We start from the raw sequence: 19,651 nt of genomic DNA, 5'->3' as shown, positions 1-19,651 counted from the left end.
ATCCTCCTTTCTCGTTTAGCCGCCCAGCGCGTCAGAGATCGCGTTGGGGTCGAACTCCACCAGCTCTTCGATGTCCTCCGCCGGGTTGAACGGGGACAGGTACTTGTGGAACGTGATGCAGCCATTCAGCAGCGAGGTGGTCGGGTTCTCGCTCTCGATGTACTGAATCTCATGACGGGCGCAAATGCCGCGGGAAACAAAGCTGTTGCCGCGCACGTTCTCGCTGTCCACCAGAGCTTCGATAAGCCTTTTGTTCAGCGGATCATCGACTTTCTGGAAGTAGGTCTGAATGAACGTGTTATCGTCCCAGCTCATAAAGCGGCGGACGCTGAACCAGCGATCCTTGGGGTCGGTGTTGCCGGGGTAGCAGGCCGTATTGTTGCCCCACAGACGGAAGCCGTTCATGTTCAGCCACGTTGCCACGCCGAACGAGTTGACGACGTTTGCCTGCTCCTGATCCAGCAGCACTTCCGTGCCGTCTTTCAGGCAGGCGGCGGAGATTGCCAGCGTCTTGTTGGACGGGCTGACATAGGGAATGTCGCCATTGGCTGCATCGGTCGCCACGGTCAGTGCAGCGGCCATAGCAGAACCGGCATAGACCACATCGCCCACCTTGGCGTACAGCCAGACCGGGTAGCAGTTCGCGCTCGTGATGGCCTGCTTCTCTTTCTGCTGCTTCACGCCGGTGTACATCTTTGCGCCGGTTGTGGAGCTGTCCACATCTACGATGCAGACGGCGCGGAAAACACCGTTGATACCGGTGGTCTTGGCCTGCAAGCCAGCGGCAACCGTGGCGTTCTCCGACCAGCCGGGAGCCAGCAGGATGCCGGGGGTCATGTTCAGCGCGGGGTAAATCTGTCGAATTACCTCCATGCCGGTTTCCACGCCCTGTGCATTCACACCGCCCACAACATCGTCGGCTGTAACAGCAGTGGGGTCGATCTGCGTACCGCTCACGGTCAGGCTGGTCGCACTTGCGGCCTTGCCGCCGGGGATGATGGCGATGGTCACATAACCCTCGTTGTCAAAAGCTGCGGTGTAGTCCGTGCCAGCGGTCAGAGCCGTGGACGCGGACTTGACCACCAGCTTGTCCAGCAGAATGTCCTTGACGGCAACGGTGGCGACACCGCTGTTGACCTGCACGGTGGTTTCGGTCATGGTTTTCTTGTGCTTGGCCGGGTCAAGGACGTTGATGTACACGACCGGGGAAACGCCCAGAACCTTGAAGCAAGCACCCATACTCTGACAGATGGTGTACTTCTCGTAGTCGTCATCGTAGCCGAGGGCGGCGGTGGCTTCTTTCAGGCTGGTCGCCAGAATCGGGACATTGGTACAGTGATAGGGGTCGCTGGCGCGGTTGATCGGCGCAGTACCGATCACCACCTGCAAACCAGCGGTAGACTGTACCGGTGCAACAACACCGGTCGGCTGCTCAGTGACGTAAACGCCATGCTTATAAACTGCCATGCGTTACTCCCTCCTTTAGTTCAGTGCCGCCTTGACTGCGGCAAAAATAATACCCGCGCCGCTCTTGGGGTTTTCCAGAGCTGCGCGAGTATTTGCGAAGTCGGCGATGGGAACCATCAGGCCCCGTGCCGCCGGGATTCTGTTCAGGAAGTCAGTCACCGCATCCGGCAGCGCGTCGCCGTCGCTGTACACGGTAAACTGCTTCACAGTGTTCTTTACGGACGGGCCACAGTACACAACAGGGCCGGTCTTTTCCACCGCTGCGGTATTCTCTGCGGCGGTCTGCTTTCTCTCGCTCATATTAACACCTCAATTTCCGGGTTGTTCTCGCTGCTCATGCTGGGGCAGGTCACGTCCATCTGCACGGTAGCGAAGTAGTACGGACTTGTGTTATCCTGCTGGATCGCACAATCAATGGGGAGCAGCACGTTGAAATAGTCGCCGAAGATGTTGTGAACGCGGAAATGCTGGGCGAGGTCTTGCATGATGTTGTACAAGTCCAGCACCGCCGGGGCTTTCATGTCCCGCGCTCCCTCCGCCTTATTGCGGCTGGGGGTCTGGTATGTGCAGATAATCATGCTCATGTCCACCAGTTCCGGCTCTTCCATCTTGTCGATGCTCCAACCTGCGGCCTTGACCAGAATAAAAGGGGCGGCTGCTGCCACTGTGTCCACATCTTCGTCGTTGCCGAAGTCGGTCGGAAATTCAAAGTCGAAGATGTTGAGCGGCTTATCTTTGCCCTGACCGCTGAATGTTTTGCCCTCGAAGAGCTTTTCCAGCTCTTCGTGCAGGCACTTCACAGCGTCAACCGGCGTATAATTGCTTTCTCTCACTTTGCTTTCCTCCCGGCTTGCAGCAGAATTTTGGACACCTCATGCTGTAACCGCTCCTGCAAGATGATCTCACTGTCCGGCTCCACCTCTTCCCGCCATACCGTGCTGTGCATAGCACTGGCGGACGGGCTGGACATGGTGTAGAGTTTTTCTACAATGCCGTTTTTGTTCCTCCATCTTGTCGGTTTCGGGTTTGTCGCCGGACGACCGAGAATCCTCTGCACCATGCCAACGTGTCCACTGTCGAACTTCACCAGAAAGCCCTTACTCGCCTGACCGTAATCGGTCTGTCCGCCGGTCAGCGGGGCCATCGGATTTTTCTTCAAGACACGGGAGGTGTGGAACTCAGGCGACAAAACCCAGCTTGTTCCCATGTGAGGAACAGCCGGGTTTGACTGAAAATCGCCCAGATCGTTTCGGCGGCTGGAAATAAAAATCTCCGCCGTGGGGTTCTGCGTCGTCGCCCTGTTGCGGATTTTCAACGCATTCAGGTGACGGCGACCGGCGGAATTGACGGCGTACCGAAGCCGTGCCTGCCGAACCATCATGTTCTTGGCTCTCGTGGCGGTCTGGTTGACTGCATTCTTCATGGCTCTGGGAGCCTTGTCATGCAGATCGCCGAGCGCACGTTCCACCTCACCGATGTTTGGCACTTGCACGTCATAGATTGCTTTTGCCATTACTGCCGCACCCTCTCCAACGTGACCAAATACAGACCATGTTCTGTCTGGCAGTTTTTCACCGAGTATGTGATGTTGTCATACTCCATCGGTTTCCCGATTTTCGGAGCGGGACCATAATCTTCTGCCCGGACAAAAAATTGCTTTTGCGAAATGTACAAGCCTTGGTCGAAGTTTTGTTTGGCTCCGGCTTCCCAGTGCGATTTGCGTTCTCTCAGGTCTACCTCATACGGCACAACATCGAACTCTTCTCCGTCGATGGTGTGCTTTTCGACAAACTCTTGAAAGAAAACCTCGTCAATGTCGGCCATTGCCATTTCCAGAAAGTCGGTCATGGTTGCACCCGTTACTCCGCGGAGGTCTTGCGGGCCTTTCTGCGGGTCGGTTTGTCCTCCGCTGCGGGCTGCGGTTCAGGCACACCGCTGTCGGCATCTGCCTGTTCCACGATCTCGCGGGTTTCCTCGTCTGGTTCTCCATAGACTGCCACGCCCTGCTGCACAAGGCGGGCGGCTTCGGCATCATCAAGGCAAACAAATTCCCCCGCCATAATCAGCTTGGCGGGGGCGTGTGCCTTTGGGCGGTGGCCGTAACCACCGGCGATGATCTGAACGATCTTCATGTAGCTGCTCCTTTCCGGTTTAGCCCACCACGTTTGCGGCGAAGATGTACGGGTTCCTGTTCTTGGGAGCGGCCAGAGGACGACAGCCCAGACGGAGCTTGCGGGTGTCCTTGTCCTGATCCACAACGAACTTCGGAACACGCTTTGCAGCATAGGTCGAGTAGTTCACCTGACCGTAATCCATCTGGGTGATGGAGCCGTACATCATGTGGCCGCAGTTGGGAGCAGTCACCATGGCAGCATCGGCAGGGAAATACTTCTTCGTCACGCCGTTGTCGTCGGAGTAGGTTTCATCAACGCTGAACACGGTGAGCATGAAGCCGCCGAAGTTCAGAGTACCCATGAGCACAACACCGTCGTACTTGGAAAGCTGCTGGCGAATCTCGCCGGTGATGATACCGCTGTTCTTGTCCAGAAGCCGCTGGGTTGCTTCATCGGTCAGGATGTAATCAGCAACATCCGTTCCGAGGATCAGATCGGCGGCAGGCAGGCCACGAGCGGACAGCATACGGCACATATTACGCACATCGCTGCGATAATCGCCGCCAGTCTCGTTCCACTTCTTTGCCACGGTATACAGGTGGTCGCTCTTTTCGCCGGTGAAGAAGCGCACCTGCTTGGTGTCGCCCTGCGTCACATCGTCGATGTACTCCACCATATCGCAGCCGTTGTTAATCATGGTCTGCGCAGCCATCCACTCTTCGCGGCGGGTAATGCGGGCATCCATGTCGGCCATATCATCCACCAGCAGACGGGCGGCTCTCTGCTGCTCGTCCATGCCGGGATAGATTGCTTCGCCAAAGCCGCGCTTAGTCAGCTCGTCCAGCGTCAGCAGACGGGACGGTGCGATGTAGGCGGGCTTGATGCTGGTGATCTCATAGCCGCGGCGGGTCATGGGAATGTCGCCAACACGGGGAGCAACAAACGCGGCCAGTTTGCGGTCGCCGTCGCGGTACTCGGTAATAACCTTGTCGGCCTTGAAAATGTCACCTGCACCGGTCGGGAAATAGCGATCTTTGAAGAAGCCGACCGCCGGGACGACCTCTTCAACGGCTGTTGCCAGAATGATGTTGTCGAAGAAATTCAGAAGAATCTCAGCCATTGTATGTATCCTCCTTTCACATCTCAGTCACGGGCAGGACTGCAATGCCGTTCATGCGCAGTGCGCTCTTGTCCGCTTCGGTCATGGTGTACTCGTCCTTGACCACCAGCTTGTCCGGGTTGAAACAGCCAGCCAGATAAACGGTGGTGGTCGCATCGCCGGTGGCCGGGACTGTCACGTCGTCGGTCAGGATGCAGTCAGCGGTCAGCGTGTCGCCGGAAGCTGCGGTGCTGCCCAGAATGTACAGCTTGCCGTCCTTTGCGCTCTTGGCGAACACAGTACCGCGGGTATAGGTTGCTTCTTTACTGCCGGTGCTGGCGATCTTGCCAGCACCGACGCGCTTGGGCGGGGTCAGACCCACGATCAGGTTGTCGTACTCAACCTCGCCCAGCTTTTCACTCAGCATCTTAGTTGCCATAGGTCAGTCCTCCTTTTTGGGGTGCAGCAGGTTCTTGAAAGCGGCCCGCTTCTCGGCATCGGTCGGCTTGGTGTTGGTCACGCCAGTACCGCCCACACCGCCAGCGGTTGCACCGCCCACGGCATTTGCGCCGCTGGCCTGTGCGTCGTCCTGCACATCGTCCAGCAGCTTATGGCCTTTCTTCTTTGCATCCAGAGCGGCGCGGTAGGTAAGCTCCTGTGCGGTGCAAGCCTTTGCGCCATACTTGGCTTCTGCCACCAGCTCGGACGGGATGGTGTCTGCGATCTCGTCAATGGCGGCAAGACGGTCACGTTCCTGCTTCTGTGCTTCTGCACGGGCATCGTTCACGATCTCATTGACCAGATCAGGACAGCCCGCCCGAAGCTCTTCTTTGTTCTTGAACTCCATTTCGGTTCCTCCGTTGTCGTTGTCCGGCTCTTCCGCCGGGTTGCTGTTGTCGGTGGTATTTACAAAACCGCCCTCTGCGGCAGGGGCCACCACAGCGCGGTTTCGTACAAATTCAGGGGCATCGTCGAAAGCACCCGGCACGGCAACGCTGTTGATGAACAGCGCACCGTTGCGGTTTTCGACCTGTGCCTTGGTTTGATTGCCGGTCGTGACTTCATCCACAAAGCCGTGTTCTTTGGCTTCGTTTGCAGACCACCACGATGTAGCATCCATCCACGCCGCCACTTCCTCGACGGTGTGGCCGGTCTTTTTGGCGTACTGGTTCAGCACGTTGGTACGCATCACGGTCAGCGCATCCATAAGCTGCTGCAAGCCCGCCATGTCCACAAACCCGTTCGGGTTCACCCGGATGGGATGGATCATGTAGGTTGCATCTTCCGCCGCCTTGACCACCTTGCAATGACTTGCCACGATGGTTGCGGCACTGGCGCAAATGCCCTCGATCTGCGCCGTGACTGTGCCGATCCGGTTTTCCAGCAGCGCACCGATGGCCTGTGCAGCCCAAACGTCACCGCCGCCGCTGCAAATGCGCACCGTCAAATCCTCCGTTGCCGGGATCGTCGCAAGATCAGCGGCGAACTCTTTCGGGGTCACTTCATCGCCCATCCAGCTCGTTTCGCTGATGTAGCCATAAAGCAGAAGTTCCGCCGTGCCGCCGGTGTCGGCTGCATTGCGGAACTCCCAAAATTTCTTATTATTCGTCTTTGCCGGGGTCGCCGCCGTCCCGTTCAGGAACAGCGGTTTGCTGTTGTGCTTGCGCTCCTGCAATTTCGTCCACCTCCCGTTTCAGTGCGGCTTCGGATTTCCGCTGCCGCATATTTGCTTCGTAACTTCCGCCGGTCATTTGGGCGGTTTCCTGTGCTGCCGTAGAGAAGCCGCTGTTCACCCGCATCTGGGCGGCTGCGGCTTCATCCTTGGGGTTGAGGTTTGTCCGTGCCGGGCCGTTCCATGTGCAGTTCATGTAGGCCGCGGCCACAGCCGGGTCAACCAGAAAACCGGGGGCTTTGATCCTGCCCTTGCACACAGCTTCCCGGAACCATGCTTCGTAGACCGGCTGGCAGAAATAATCTGCAAACCAGTCACGGTGCATCCCGGTTGTTCGCCAGAACTCGTTCAGTGCGCCCCGCGCCGCTGAGTAACTTGTGCTGAACTGTTTGTAAAGCACCTCGGACGGAATTTCCAACGCTGCGGCCATCTGCTTCACAATGGCGTTCATGAACGCTTCAAATCCCGTGGTCGGATGTTTGGGGTCTGCAAACTGTACATCTTCGCCGGGATTCAGGTCGATAAACGCGCCGGGAGCCAGCTCTACACTGGTTTTGTCCGGGGCATCCACTTGCACCTCCGGCGGAAGCATCTCGCCAAACGGTATCTCGTCAGACTGATCCGTTTTCTTGATGAAAACCGTGAACATGGCTGACACCACAGCGGCGGTCAGCTCTGCGTCCGTGAAGCGGCCCAACTGCTTCAAACTTTCCAGCACCGGAGCCAGCAGCGGCACTCCCCGCACCTGACCGGCGCGGTCACGCTGCATCAGGCACAGGATGTTTTGCCGCCCGGTCTTTGCGCCGTAGGCTTCCACTCTCGTCCAGTGTGATGCTGCAAGGCCAGCCGCCGCCGTGCTTGCCAGCGGGTGACGGTCGCAAATCCAGTAGGCAACGACCATGCCCTCGGCATCGGTTTCAACACCTTGCACGATCTTTTCAACATGGCGACCGTTGATCTCGCAGGGCGAAAGCACGTCCATGAAGCTGGGCGAACACAGCCGGTCGGCTTCGATGATCCGCAGCCGCAGATCATACGGCACACCGGGCGACTTCTTGTTTTGCAGCACCGCCACAGCGTCACCGTTCAGCAGGAAACCCGTGAACACGAGCTGTTGGAGCATATAGAAGTTATCGAGCCGGTCTGCATCGCAGGTCGGTTTGTTCGCCCACAGGCCAAACTCCCGTGCGATCTGGGCGTTGATCTTCTGGGCTTCTTCATCGGAGATACCCAGAAAGGCGTTGTCGATCTGGGGTGTCGGGGTCAAGCCGCCGCACACCACGTTGGTGCGCATCGTCTTGATTGCACCGGTCGCCAGCGGAACGCCCATAAAGGCATCGCGGCTTCTTTCCCGCAGGACTCGAAGATTATCCTCGATGTCCTCTTTCGGGCTTCCGCCGTGCCATGTCCAGCCCCGCATGGATTTCTTGTGCAGGCTGGCTCCATAGTTGGAGTAGCCCGAATTGATTGCCCGTATTGCCGACTGTGCGGCAGCACGTTTCACCGCCCGCTCCGGGGCAATCGCCGTGAGCAGGCTATCAAACATTCCCATGTCAGCCCTCCCTTACAGGTCGCGGGGTACAAAATGCCCCATCCGGTTCCTGCCGTTCCGCTGACGGGAAAGTTCCGTCACCTTGTTCGACCAGTATTCGATTCGTTTACCGATCTGCGTCAGGTCGGCTTTGGTCAGCGACCGGTTGCCGATCTGGTAGCTCTGGCCGTGCGATACGCTCTCTTCGGCGGCTACCCAAACGTCCAGCATCCGTTGTGCTGTTTCCAGCGTAATTCCTGCCATTTAGATACCTCCCGAAAGTTGACGACGGCCCCGCGCTTTCTTGACCGGCTGGACGGTGGTTCCGTCTGCGTCCGTCTTTTTCAGCACAGGGCGAGAAATGGCAAGAGCCGCGGTTGCGTAATTGCGCAAGTCCAACGGCTCGTTTCGTTTATGCTCTTTGTCTTTGATTTCCCAGTATTCTTTCAAGCGGCCTTTCACAAACCGCACCACTTTCTTCTCAGCCGTTAAGCCCTTGAAGTATTCCTCCGTGTAACCCGCTTCCGGGTTGGACGGGAAATGGCAGTAGTTCGGTCCGGGGGTCTTGACCTCCAACCGCTGGTAGATGGTCGTCTTGCCAGCGTCAACGCCCAGAATGAACAGCTCCGCCTTGACGCGGTTGTTCTTGGACGGGTTGCGGATGAACGGGACTCCGCTGCCGCCCATGCCCTTGATCGCAAAGATACGGCGGTTGAGCCGTTCCTTGGCGAACCGGTACACCGCGTCGGTGTGGTGTCCGCCGGAGTCGATGCAGGTAGCCAACAGTGGGTAGGCCGTGCCATCCGCCTTGCGCCACGTTTGGAGCAGGAAGTTGTCAAGGTCGTCCCACACCTGATCCGACAGCATATCGCCGTAGATTTTCTGGTAGCGGATGCCCCAGCTCTCCACACCCTCGCCCCAGCCGACCACCTCAACTTCAAAGCGGTCGTCCTGCACGTCAACACCGGCAGTAAGATACAGAACATCGTCCGGCACTTCTGCGGCGTAGATTTCGCGGCGGTTGAACAGCTCGGTGTCCTCCAACTGGATTCCACGCTCTTCCCACGTTTCGCCCAGCTCGGTGTTCACCCAAACTTTCATCTGTTCGGGGTTTCCGTGGTCAAGGGCGATCTTGGCTTCTATGAACTTCTGCACGACCTCTTTCCAGCCCACAAAGGTTGAAGCCAGCGTGTTCAGGTGAAATCCTCTGGCTTCTGCGCCGGGGTTGGCTGCAACGTACTTGCCGTGAATGCCCTGCTCTTTCCACCGGTATTCGTTGGCGATGCAGCCGCACTCCCGGCAGACGTAGCTCACACCCTTGTCAAGATCGTCCGGGTCAAACTTGACGTTCTCCCAGAGGAACGGCTGGTATGCTCCACATTCCGGGCATGGTACGTTCCATTCCTCTTGCGTAGAAAGCAAGTAGGCATCCTCGATTCGGCTGTCTCCCTTGATGGTGGGAGTGCTGACCATGACGGTCTTGTAGTCCCAAAAGGTCGTCTGGCGTTTCTTTGCTAGATCAAGGGGATCGCCCTCAGTTCCCGCGCTCTTTGGGTAACGGTCGATCTCGTCCGCCAGCAGCACCTTGATGGGGCGGCTGGCAAGGCTGGACGGGCTATTTGCACCCACAATGGTGATGTGTCCGCCGGGAAAATTCTTCTTCATGACGGTGTTGCCAGCGTACCGGCTCTTGGTATCTACAAGGCCGGTAAGCCGTGGCGTGTCCCGGATCATGGGAGCAATGCGGTCTTTCGAGAGCGTTTGTCCCATGTCAAGGGTCGGCTGCATACACATCACCGGACATGGTGCATAGTCCATGTAGTAGCCCAACGGGTTGAGGATGAAAGCATCCGTCTTGCCGATCTGCGCTGCTGACATGACCACGACCGACCGGACGTGAGGATCACCAATGGCATCCATGATAGCCCGCTGGTAGGGGGCTTTCTCTGTATGCCACCGCCCCGGCTCTGCGCTGGACTCAGCGGACAGCACCCGGTACTTGTCCGCCCACTGGCTTACGGTCAGCGGCGGTGGCGGACGGAGCTTGCTCAAAACCTCCGCGAACAGCTCCACGGTCTGCGGTTCAAGTTTTACGATCCGTTTCTTCTTCACGTTTCGACTCACCCCTGACGCATTCCGGGAACATACACAGGATAAGCCGCTGATGGATGCGCTTACCCCACGGACAGCCCTTGCACTTGCTTCCGGGCTTATCCGGTTTTTTCTCCGTCTTGTTCATCTTCATCATCCTTTGGCCGCTCCAATGCGACCTGATAGTTTGAAAACTCTTCCATGATCTCGTGGAGGGAGCTTTGCAGCAAATCCATGATCTTGTCCTCGTCGCCGTCCAGCTTGGCGATGTTCGCTGCCAGCTTGTTCGGCAGGGCAAGCAATCTCGAACGCAGGTTCATGACGATGGTGGTCATGCCGGTCATAATATCCGACTTGCGGTAAAGCTCACCGTTCCGCACCTTGTTCTCGGTTTCAGCAGCGATCCGCTTTTCCTTGGTCAGCTTCGCCCGCTCTTCGTTGAGATCAGCCTTGCCGCCCTCGTCGCCCCGCAGGTAATTGATGTACCGCCGGACACTGGAACGCAGATCATACAGGCCGGGGGCTTTCTCTTCCAGCACACCCTCATCCCGGAGCTGGCGTACCCGGCGTTCGGACAGGTCAAGATACTGCGCCACTATCTTTGTCGTGTGGAGCTTCTTCTTCATCCTCTTCGTCCCCCTCCGGGTCTACGTCTACCTCACCGGTCGCCCGCATCTTTGCAATGTCAAGGCGGGCCAGTTCCAGAGCGTACCGTTTTTCAAATTCTTCTTGCTGGCGAATCTGGGTCGTAAGGGAAATGATTCTGCCGGAAACCTTGTTCAGAGCTTCCCGCAACTGCGTCACCCGGACAAAGGCACTGTCTTTGTTGACCATCGCCATCTTCTGCACGGCACTGTCCGCCGTCTTGCCCTCGGCATCCGGGCCGGGTTTGCGCATATCGGTGATGGTGGCCGTAAATAGTTCTTCCGGGCTGCACTTCTCGTACTCCGCGATCTTCTCCATGATGTGCCGCTGCTGAATCCGCAGCAGCTTCAACTCATAGGCGTTGTTCGCGCTGGCCCCGGTGGGTATCGCATCCAGCCACGCCCGTTCCTCTTCGGTCAGCCGGTCAAGGTGGATGGTGCTATATGCGCCGTCTTTCTCCGCGTTGGTGTTGCCATCCGGCGCACCGCCACCGGTGTTGCCCTTGGCGTTCTTCTTGCCCCGGCTGTTCTTGTTGCCGGGTTGCCCGCCGCGCTTGCGCTCTATGGCATCTTCCCACTGGTCGATCCTTTTCCAGTTGCGGACTGTGCCATAGGTCACGCCCAGCTCATTGGCAAAGTCTTTGAGATTGATCTTCTCGCCCGACCGCCGCCGCTTGACGTACTCAGCCTTGGCGGTGTCGCGCTTGTCGTTCCGCTTCGGCATCCTGCATCACTCCTGCACCCCGTTTCCAGAATCCGCGCAAAAGAAAAAGCCCCACGACATAACGCCGTGGAGCTTCGCTTACTTTTCACTGTACCCATTATACCCGGAAAAGTGTATCACAGTGTATCATTTTGAAAATTTTCCCGAAAAAATCCCCCCTAACTTTTTCAGACCCCCCTCCGGGGAAGTGCAAAAAAGCCCCTATACCTAGAAAATTTTCGGGCTTTCGGACCCGTGAGTGGAAGAATCTTCCTCCCCAGTACCTTGCCGGTGGCCCGGAAAATGGTAGAAAAAGGAAGAAAAGACCGAAAAATCGGACTTTTTCAGCCGTCAAAATTGCCAAAAATCCGGGAAAAATCCCGCCAAAACAGCCCAAAACCCCGGCAAAATGACGGAAAAACGGCGGCAAAACACCGGCGGCGGGCATCCTTTAAGGTATCGCGGGGCGGGCCGAATTGGTGACAGGCTGTCACCGATTCGATCCGGCGCGGCGCGGCGGCGGGGCATCATCGGCGCGGCCTGTCCGGGGCGATCTGTCCAGCGGGGCGGGGTGCTGCTGCTCTCTCCTATATAGCTATGTAGGGCGGCGGGGTGCGATCTCCTACCGGCGCGGGCATCATCGGCCCGGCGCGGGGCGCAGATCGGCGGCATCATCGGCCCGGCGCGGGGCTGTCCTGTCCTATATAGCTATGTAGGGCGGCGGGGCGTGGCGGCGGGCGTATGGCGGGCGGTGCTGCTGTCTGGTGCTGGTATGATGTGCGGGGCGGGGGGCTGCTGCCCTCTCCTATATAGCTATGTAGGGCGCGGCGGGGTGTGATCTCCTACCGGCGCGGGCATCATCGGCCCGGCGCGGGGCGCAGATCGGCGGCATCATCGGCCCGGCGCGGGGCGGTCCTGTCCTATATAGCTATGTAGGGCGGCGGGGCGTGGCGGCGGGCGTATGGCGGGCGGTGCTGCTGTCTGGTGCTGGTATGATGTGCGGGGCGGGGTGCTGCTGCCCTCTCCTATATAGCTATGTAGGGCGCGGCGGGGCGTGATCTCCTACCGGCGCGGGCATCATCGGCCCGGCGCGGGGTGCAGATCGGCGGCATCATCGGCCCGGCGCGGGGCGGTCCTGTCCTATATAGCTATGTAGGGCGGCGGGCGTATGGCGGGCGGTGCTGCTGTCTGGTGCTGGTATGATGTGCGGGCGGGGTGCTGCTGTCCTCTCCTATATAGCTATGTAGGGCGCGGCGGGGGGCGATCTCCTACCGGCGCGGGCATCATCGGCCCGGCGCGGGGCGGCGGGGCGCGGCCTGTCCAGATCGGCGGCGATCTCCCCGGCGGCGGGCGGCATCGAACCGCCCACGGAAAACGCCCCGGAAAAATCGCCCCACGGAAAACGGGCAACAAAAAAAGAGGTAGGCGCGGCGGCGGGCCGTGTCTACCTCTTTTTTCGCGTCAAATTTTCGGGCGGCTGGAATCACCCGCCGCCGGTGCTGCTGTCGTCCACGTTGGGCGGCTGGAATCCGTCGCGGGCCATTCGTTCCCGCGTGGCTGTCAGAATATACCCCGCCACACTTTCCCCGGAACTTGTCGCCGCGGCGGTCAAATTTTCGTCAAGCTCTTTTGGTATCCGTATCGACTTTGTGATGAATTTTGATAAATAGCGTTCATTCGTTATTTTTTTCTTTTGTGTCAATGGCATTTTGTTCACCTCTTTTCTTTTTTGCTCCATTATATCATTTTTTGCCGGAATGCACCATGCAAAAATCGACGGAATGAATCATGCAATTTTGTGTATTTTGCTGATTCGCATGATTCATGCTTGACATACAGCATGAATCATGCTAGAATGCAATCACAGCAAAGGAAACACCGCAAAACAGAAAAGAGGTCAAGCCGCATGAAACTTTCTGAAAAGATCGCCGCGATTGAATCCGGCGAATACGCCGTAACATGGACGACCCCCGACGGGTCGATCATGAAAGCCGCCGATTATGGCCCGTACTACGTTGTTTATCGCAACGGCGAACCGATGGGCGCGATTGACACCGCCGATGATCTGGACACTTTCGCCGCCGCGAACCACTACACCGCATGAACCGCCGGACACCTTGACGGGCCGCACCGCTGAAAGCGACCCGATCCCAACACCCCGCCGGGGTGAATCAAACCAGAAAAGAGGTGAAAGCCATGAATAAAGAGTTTTTCAAGCTGCCGAAAGCTGTCAAGCGGGCAGTTTGGGCCGCTCTTCTTGCCGAATGGCAAAAGAAAAAGCCCGCCACCCGGTAAAGGGTGACAGGCTTGCAAGATAGGTTTTCGCATCCCGATCTTGCAATGATTTTACCAGCTTTCGCCGGTAAAGTCAAGCGGACACTTTCAAGGGCTGCACCGCTGCCGCAAAAGCAACCCTATGCCACCGCCCCGCCGGGGTGAATCAACAGAAAAAGAGGTTTTGAACCATGACAGCACTTGACCGCAAAATAAACCAGATCGCCGCCCGCCACGGGTGGAGCATCGAGAAGCAGCACCGCGCCGCCGTCGATTGCTATATCATCGACGCGGCAACCTATGAGGATGCCGGGAAGATCACCGCCGCGCTGAACCGGTGCAAGGGTTTACACCTTGAAACGCTGTCGCCGCTCCACTATGAATCGTGGGCCGTCAAAGTTTGCGACGCTGGACAGTTGGACGCATGGCGGGAGCGGGAGCGGCAAAAAGCCGCCCTTGTTGATGCTTTCTATATGGCATTGAAAGCCAACGGCGGCGACCAGAACGCCGCGAAAGCTGCCCAGCGTGAAAAGGCGGTGCAATGGAACGCCGTCGAAGTGTTTAATGAAATTTACGCATGACCCCCGGACACCTTGACGGGCCGCACCACGAAAAGCGACCCGATCCCACGCCCCGACAATAGCCGGGGAAAAGCACGAAAAGCCACACCACGAAACGAAAAGGAGAAACAACCATGAAACGAATTTTGACCGCCGCCGCACTTGCCGCCGCGCTGCTGTCCAGCGCACCCCGCGCCGCTGCCGCCTGTCCCTACAAAGTCGGCCCTTTGGGGCGGTATATCGCCCCGGCCATTGTGCAAGGCATGACTGCCACCAACGAAAACCAGATTGAAGTCTGGTGCAGTGACGCGCTAGACGGCGACGACTGGTATTTTCTGGTGGACGGCGAAACCGATTTGCGGATTTTTGACCGGATCGATCTTGTGGTCGATGCCAACGGAACCCCGGACGATTTCAGCGACGACAAGGTTATTGACGCGCTGTATTGCCACGATTGCGACGAAACCGAAGATTGACCCCCGCCGGACACCTTGACGGGCCGCACCGCTGAAAGCGACCCGATCCCATTCCCCCGGCACACCGCCGGGACGATCCACAAAACGAAACACGAAAGGAAGTATTTACCATGACGAATAAACAGATCATCCGCGCCGCCGCTGAACGTCTTGACCCGGCCACGCTGCACCAGATCGCCGCCGCACACCACACCCCGGAAGAGATCGCCGCCGTTGCTGCATCTTGCAAGATCGTTGACAAGGACGGCAACGAAAAGCCCGCCACCGCCGCGGACATTGAGATCATGTTTGCAGCGGACGAACTGCACACGTTCGACTATTGGAAGAAAGAGGGCAAGAGCGTCAAGAAAGGCGAAAAAGCGTTGATTGAATGCTACTTGTGGAAGTACACCACGAAGCCCAGCAAAGAGCAGCGCGAAAAGGCCGCGGCAGAGGGCAAGGAAGCCGCACCCGATCCGCATTACTACCCTACGAAGTCCCATCTTTTCAGTTGCTTACAGGTTGAAAGCAGCAAGCCCGCCCCGCAAGCCCGGTTCAAGTCCACGGCGGAGATCATCGCATACAACAAGCGGCTTGCAGCAGAACGCAAGGCCGCAAAGGAAGCCGCCGAAAAAGCAGCCGCCGAAGCCGCCCGCCCCGCGCCGATCATCGTTGAAGAGCACCACGAACTTCCCGAACTGGTTCACGTTGAACCGCTTCCCACGAAACCGGCCCCGAAGAAGTCCCGCACCACGAAAGCCGCCCCGGATGCCGTCAAAAAGGCAGAACAGGCCGCACGGGATGCAATGAACCGCTTTATTGCTGTTCCCGAAACCGACCGCGCCGGACAAGCCGCCGCCCTTGCTGAGTGGCGCACCGCACGAACCGCCGTAGAGGAAGCAAAGAAGCAGCCCGCCGCCCCGGTCGTCGATCTGGACAAGCTCGAAAAGCTGTTTGGTGAGCATTATTCCCGGCTGTACCGCTCTCACGATGACGACGAAAGCCACGAATACCGGGAAGCGGTGAAAGAGTTTGACAACCGTTCAAAGAATGACCCCGCGTTTCATGCGCTGGTGGATCAGTGGGTGCAGAAGATGCACGACTTTATCAGCAGCGACCGGGAAGCAGCCGCCTTTGTGATGGCCTTGCACGAACTCGAAGAAGAGCAGAGCAAGCCCGAAATGGTTCCCAGCGTCCAACAGCTCGACTTTGCGAGCATCGCCGCCGGTGTGCTGGCATGATTCCAGCGCGGACACTCTAGCCGGGTTGCACCGCACAAAGCAGCCCAGCCCCACACCCCGCCGGGGTGAATCACGAAAACGAAAAGGAGATTATACCATGACCGCCAACGAAGAGAAGAACGAACTTGTTGTTGTGGATGTTCCCAACGTCCATATCTACGCTTTCACCGTGTCCGGCTGGCCCACGCCCCGCACCGCCGAAGAGGTGTTGAACGCCGCCCGGAAGAGCACCGCCGAAAGCATCCAGCGGATCACCCAGATCATCGAGTCCGGCGACTACGAAAGCGACCGGGGATATTGGGAAAGCCGCCTTGCGCAAGAAAAGGCCCGCTCTTATGCCGTCATGACCTACGGCGAATGGCTGGACTTTGAGCGGGAAAAGCTGCTCACCCCGGAAATGGTCGAGATCACGAAACAGGACTATGAGAACGCGCTGAACGTGTTGCCGCCGCGCAACTGGCACACCCGGAACAACATAGAAGAGTTTTGCAGCCGGGAAATGTACAGCGGCACTTACACCACGCAATATGCGTTCCAGCTTGTAACGGGCCGCTACTTTGCGAAAATGGTTGATTGCGCTGATTCTTCCACATGGTTGAGCACGATTTTAGCCCAGCAGTGAAACGGATACCTTGACGGGCCGCACCGTAAAGCGACCCGATCCCAACACCCCGCCGGGGTGAATCAAACACGAAAAGGAGAACGAACCATGACGACCCCGAACGATAGCCGGGACTTTTACCCTACCCCGGACAATCTCGCGTGGGAAATGGCTTACAGTCTGCAAAGCACAAAATACGGCTGGAAGCACCTACCGCAGCCCATCCTTGAACCCTCTGCCGGTGACGGCGCACTGGCCCGCCAGATTCACGCCGTCGCAGATATTCGGCACGATCCCAAAACGGGAGAACTTGACCGTTACAGCACGAGCAAGGCGAAAGAGTTTGATCTTGACTGTGTGGAACTGTCCAGCGACTTCCGCGCCAAACTGAAGAAAGACGGTTTCCGCGTGGTGCATGACGATTTTCTCACGTTCCGCCCCGCGAAGAAATACGCGGCGATCATCATGAACCCACCTTTTTCCGCCGGTGCTGCTCACTTGCTCAAGGCTTTAGAGATCATGAAAGACGGCGGCAAAATCCGCTGTCTGCTCAACGCCGAAACGATCCGCAATCCCTACACGAACGAGCGGAAAGAGCTGGCGCAAAAGCTAAACGAACTCAACGCCCAGATCAAGTACATCCCAGACGCTTTCAAGAACGCCCGCCGCGCCGCCCGCGTTGAAGTGGCGTTGATCTCCGTTGACATTCCCGACAAGGAGCCAGTAAGCAAAATCCGGTTGGAACTCAACAACGAAATGACCGACCACATGAAAGCCGATCCGCAGCTTGCCGCGCTGGTGTCTGCTGATCCCATCGCCGCCGCGGTGGAACGGTACAACGCAGCCGCCGAGGGCATCCGCCGTATCTACGAAGAGTACAACGGAATCAAGAGCCTGTTTTCTGCTGCTACCGCAGACGACAAGGAAACCGAAGTGCTGAACTTCAACAAGAGCTATAACGAAGCGATCCGCAGCTTGCGCGGCTTGTACTGGCAAAAGCTCTTTGACCTGCCCCAAATCCGGGACAACTTAACCAGAGCGATGCAAGACGAATATCACAACCGCGTTTCCGAACTGGTTGACTACGATTTCAGCCCTTACAACATTCTCACGATTCGGGAAGAAATGTCCGCCAACATCGTGCAGGGCATCGAAAGCGAGATCGTGGAACTGTTCGACGACTGGACGAATCTGCACTACAATTCCGAATACTCGAAGAACGTCCACTACTACAACGGCTGGTGTACGAACGAAGCGTACAAAGTCGGCAAGAAAGTGATTTTCCGGTGTCAAGCGTTCAGCGATTGGTCTGGGCGGTTTGAACCCAGTTGGAACGCGGAAAGCTGCCTGTCACGAATTGAACGCACCTTGCACTATCTGGACACGAACGGCAAGAAGTACAACGGTGATGATCTCCGGGCCACGCTGAAAGCTGCCGGGGAAGCCGGACAGAGCCAGAAAGTGCAATTCCACTACTTCACCGCCACGTTTTACAAAAAAGGCACTTGCCACATTGAGTTTTCAAATGACGACATTTTGAAGTCATTTAACCTGTTCGCCAGCCAGAAGAAAGGATGGTTGCCGCCGTCCTACGGCAAGAAAGCCTATCACGACATGAGCAAGGCAGAGCAGAAGATCGTGGACAGCTACGAGGGCGAAGCGAGTTACACAGACACCCTTGCACGGCATCTGATCCCCACGAAAGCCACGCTTTTACAGCTCAACGCATAAAACGGATACTCTAGCCGGGTTGCACCGTAAAGCAGCCCAGCCCCAGCCGCAAGGCTACCACAAAACGAAAAGGAGATACAAACCATGCGTGAATACGATCCGAACCACCGGTATCAGGTTATCACCTGCGCTTCCGCCGATTTCACTGATGAAGATATGAGTTTTCGCACCATTGCCGAAGCCCGCACACGAATTTCCTATCTGGTCAAAGAATATGCCACAGACGGGCGCAATCTGGACGGAGCCGCGATTTTCGACCGCAAAACGAACTGCTGCACCCATCTTTTCGGGTGCGCGATGCTGTCCGCGTTCTCTGTCGATGTCGCCGCGCGTTCCACGCCCCGCAGATACCCCGATATGCCCGCGGCCAGCACGATTTACTACTTCATCTACTGCAAAGGCCCCGGAGATCAGCATTTCACCCTCTGCGACCCGTGGGGCGGCAGGCGCGGCATGAACAAGGTTTTTGCGCCCCGGTTCACGAAAGATCAGGCGGACAAGGTTGTTGCACGAATGACCGAACGTAACCCCGGCTTTACTTTTCAGCGGCGACCGGCCCGCTGAATCTCCGCTCCCGGTTCCCCGCCGGGGCTTTTTGTGTTATACTTTCATCAACGAATTTTCTATTTTTCGTGCCAGAGATTGAACTATGCTTTACAAAATGCGTAAAAAGGAGGTCTTTTTGTGAACGAAGCCCAGTTTTTCGCGCCTTGGCGTGTTGTCGCCGAATTTGCCGACGATTCCCGCCTGACCTTTGACGGATTCACCGAAGAGCAAGCCCGCGCAGCTATGGAAGCCGCCCAGAACGAACACGGCGACATTGCGTGGTGGGATCATGTAACCGATGTAAATTACAGCGACGGCCAGTATTACAAGACGCTCCGCCAGCCGCCCACGGTTCATGTGGTAGATTTTTCCGGCTATGACGGCCCGCTGGATGAAAACGGTTTTCCGGTCGGTCTGCCGAACGAGATCAGCGAATACATGAAACAGCAGGGTGAGCCGCCCACCGTTCCGAAGATCATCTTCAAGAAGAACGAACCGAAAGAGGACAACGAAACATGACCAGCGAAACCAACGAATTTGTCCGCCAGCTCTTGAACCAGATGCAGGAAGAAATGACTAAAGAATACTTCAAGCAGGAAAGCACGACTTCCCCCGAACGGTTAAAGGTGCTGGAAGCGGATGCAAAAATGCGGCTCTGCACCGTTCATCACCTTGCGCCGGAGAACGTCGATGTTTCCGGCCACGAAACCAGCCCCGGCACTTACACATTCACCGTCACCGAACGAATCCCGGTCAGTACGTTCACGATTCCAACGAATTGAACACGAATTTCTTCCATCCCCTGCGGGCATCCCGCCGGGGATTTTCTTTTCTCGTTTTGTTGCTTTTATTCGCGTTTTGCGCTATCATTGAAGTGGTGATTTTGCGCCAGCCGGGAACGCCCCGGCCACACGCAAAAAAG

General features: G+C 57.3%; 24 protein-coding genes. 9 read left to right on the top strand and 15 right to left on the bottom strand.

Annotation, left to right across the window (positions count from 1 at the left end; translation table 11 throughout):
• Positions 1–15: 15 nt before the first annotated feature.
• The 15 genes from DWV57_RS04410 to DWV57_RS04340 form a co-directional block, all read right to left on the bottom strand.
• Positions 16–1,467: a phage tail sheath family protein gene (locus tag DWV57_RS04410; RefSeq protein WP_120020090.1), complete on the bottom strand. Its 1,452-nt coding sequence runs from the start codon at positions 1,465–1,467 to the stop codon at positions 16–18.
• A 15-nt stretch (positions 1,468–1,482) separates the two neighbouring features.
• Positions 1,483–1,767, bottom strand: coding sequence for a hypothetical protein (locus DWV57_RS04405; protein ID WP_120020089.1), 285 nt, complete (start codon positions 1,765–1,767; stop codon positions 1,483–1,485).
• A complete protein-coding gene (locus DWV57_RS04400; RefSeq protein WP_120020088.1) occupies positions 1,764–2,300 on the bottom strand; it encodes a hypothetical protein in 537 nt (178 codons plus the stop codon). Before DWV57_RS04400 ends, DWV57_RS04405 begins: the two co-directional genes overlap by 4 nt.
• Positions 2,297–2,980, bottom strand: coding sequence for a hypothetical protein (locus DWV57_RS04395; RefSeq protein WP_120020087.1), 684 nt, complete (start codon positions 2,978–2,980; stop codon positions 2,297–2,299). The genes DWV57_RS04400 and DWV57_RS04395 overlap by 4 nt, the downstream gene beginning before the upstream one ends.
• Positions 2,980–3,315 (bottom strand): hypothetical protein, encoded by a 336-nt coding sequence (locus DWV57_RS04390; RefSeq protein WP_120020086.1) that lies wholly within the window; start codon positions 3,313–3,315, stop codon positions 2,980–2,982. Before DWV57_RS04390 ends, DWV57_RS04395 begins: the two co-directional genes overlap by 1 nt.
• An 11-nt stretch (positions 3,316–3,326) precedes the next feature.
• Entirely contained in the window at positions 3,327–3,599 is a 273-nt protein-coding gene (locus DWV57_RS04385; RefSeq protein ID WP_120020085.1) for a hypothetical protein, read from the bottom strand.
• A gap of 19 nt (positions 3,600–3,618) precedes the next feature.
• Entirely contained in the window at positions 3,619–4,701 is a 1,083-nt protein-coding gene (locus DWV57_RS04380) for a major capsid protein (protein ID WP_120020084.1), read from the bottom strand.
• A gap of 16 nt (positions 4,702–4,717) precedes the next feature.
• Positions 4,718–5,119 carry a head decoration protein gene (locus tag DWV57_RS04375; protein WP_120020083.1) on the bottom strand — a complete coding sequence of 134 codons (402 nt, stop codon included), beginning with the start codon at positions 5,117–5,119 and terminating at the stop codon, positions 4,718–4,720.
• A 3-nt stretch (positions 5,120–5,122) separates the two neighbouring features.
• A complete protein-coding gene (locus tag DWV57_RS04370; RefSeq protein ID WP_120020082.1) occupies positions 5,123–6,355 on the bottom strand; it encodes a Clp protease ClpP in 1,233 nt (410 codons plus the stop codon).
• On the bottom strand, positions 6,282–7,904 hold the full coding sequence (locus DWV57_RS04365; RefSeq protein ID WP_120020081.1) for a phage portal protein: 1,623 nt from the start codon (positions 7,902–7,904) through the stop codon (positions 6,282–6,284). Before DWV57_RS04365 ends, DWV57_RS04370 begins: the two co-directional genes overlap by 74 nt.
• A gap of 12 nt (positions 7,905–7,916) precedes the next feature.
• Positions 7,917–8,147: a DUF6148 family protein gene (locus tag DWV57_RS04360; protein WP_120020080.1), complete on the bottom strand. Its 231-nt coding sequence runs from the start codon at positions 8,145–8,147 to the stop codon at positions 7,917–7,919.
• The gene (locus tag DWV57_RS04355) at positions 8,148–9,995 is read right to left on the bottom strand and encodes a phage terminase large subunit family protein (protein WP_243112299.1); all 1,848 of its coding nucleotides are present in this window, start codon (positions 9,993–9,995) and stop codon (positions 8,148–8,150) included.
• Positions 9,996–10,093: 98 nt separating this feature from the next.
• Entirely contained in the window at positions 10,094–10,600 is a 507-nt protein-coding gene (locus DWV57_RS04350; RefSeq protein WP_120020078.1) for a hypothetical protein, read from the bottom strand.
• Positions 10,554–11,342 carry a phage terminase small subunit gene (gene terS / locus DWV57_RS04345; protein WP_120020077.1) on the bottom strand — a complete coding sequence of 263 codons (789 nt, stop codon included), beginning with the start codon at positions 11,340–11,342 and terminating at the stop codon, positions 10,554–10,556. The genes DWV57_RS04350 and terS overlap by 47 nt, the downstream gene beginning before the upstream one ends.
• A 1,462-nt stretch (positions 11,343–12,804) precedes the next feature.
• Positions 12,805–13,029 (bottom strand): hypothetical protein, encoded by a 225-nt coding sequence (locus DWV57_RS04340; RefSeq protein WP_120020076.1) that lies wholly within the window; start codon positions 13,027–13,029, stop codon positions 12,805–12,807.
• Positions 13,030–13,227: 198 nt separating this feature from the next.
• On the opposite strand from DWV57_RS04340, the gene DWV57_RS04335 reads away from it, so the two are divergent.
• From DWV57_RS04335 to DWV57_RS04295, 9 genes are all read left to right on the top strand, one after another.
• A complete protein-coding gene (locus tag DWV57_RS04335; protein ID WP_120020075.1) occupies positions 13,228–13,425 on the top strand; it encodes a hypothetical protein in 198 nt (65 codons plus the stop codon).
• 361 nt (positions 13,426–13,786) lie between these two features.
• Positions 13,787–14,176: a hypothetical protein gene (locus tag DWV57_RS04330; protein ID WP_120020074.1), complete on the top strand. Its 390-nt coding sequence runs from the start codon at positions 13,787–13,789 to the stop codon at positions 14,174–14,176.
• 113 nt (positions 14,177–14,289) lie between these two features.
• The gene (locus DWV57_RS04325; RefSeq protein ID WP_120020073.1) at positions 14,290–14,631 is read left to right on the top strand and encodes a hypothetical protein; all 342 of its coding nucleotides are present in this window, start codon (positions 14,290–14,292) and stop codon (positions 14,629–14,631) included.
• A 110-nt stretch (positions 14,632–14,741) separates the two neighbouring features.
• Positions 14,742–15,851, top strand: a complete 1,110-nt coding sequence (locus tag DWV57_RS04320) for a hypothetical protein (protein WP_207666236.1) — start codon at positions 14,742–14,744, stop codon at positions 15,849–15,851.
• Between the two features lie 97 nt (positions 15,852–15,948).
• Entirely contained in the window at positions 15,949–16,473 is a 525-nt protein-coding gene (locus DWV57_RS04315) for a hypothetical protein (protein WP_120020072.1), read from the top strand.
• Positions 16,474–16,560: 87 nt separating this feature from the next.
• Complete coding sequence (locus tag DWV57_RS04310) at positions 16,561–18,183, top strand: DUF4942 domain-containing protein (RefSeq protein ID WP_120020071.1); 1,623 nt, start codon at positions 16,561–16,563, stop codon at positions 18,181–18,183.
• Between the two features lie 84 nt (positions 18,184–18,267).
• A complete protein-coding gene (locus DWV57_RS04305; protein WP_120020070.1) occupies positions 18,268–18,747 on the top strand; it encodes a hypothetical protein in 480 nt (159 codons plus the stop codon).
• A gap of 120 nt (positions 18,748–18,867) precedes the next feature.
• Positions 18,868–19,248 (top strand): hypothetical protein, encoded by a 381-nt coding sequence (locus DWV57_RS04300; protein WP_243112298.1) that lies wholly within the window; start codon positions 18,868–18,870, stop codon positions 19,246–19,248.
• Complete coding sequence (locus tag DWV57_RS04295; RefSeq protein WP_120020069.1) at positions 19,245–19,511, top strand: hypothetical protein; 267 nt, start codon at positions 19,245–19,247, stop codon at positions 19,509–19,511. Before DWV57_RS04300 ends, DWV57_RS04295 begins: the two co-directional genes overlap by 4 nt.
• Positions 19,512–19,651: the final 140 nt, after the last annotated feature.

It is taken from the genome of Faecalibacterium sp. AF10-46, assembly GCF_003604105.1.
Classification (GTDB): domain Bacteria; phylum Bacillota; class Clostridia; order Oscillospirales; family Ruminococcaceae; genus Faecalibacterium; species Faecalibacterium taiwanense.
The sequence above is the reverse complement of the archived record's forward strand: the minus strand, read 5'-3'. Positions and strand labels throughout refer to the sequence as shown.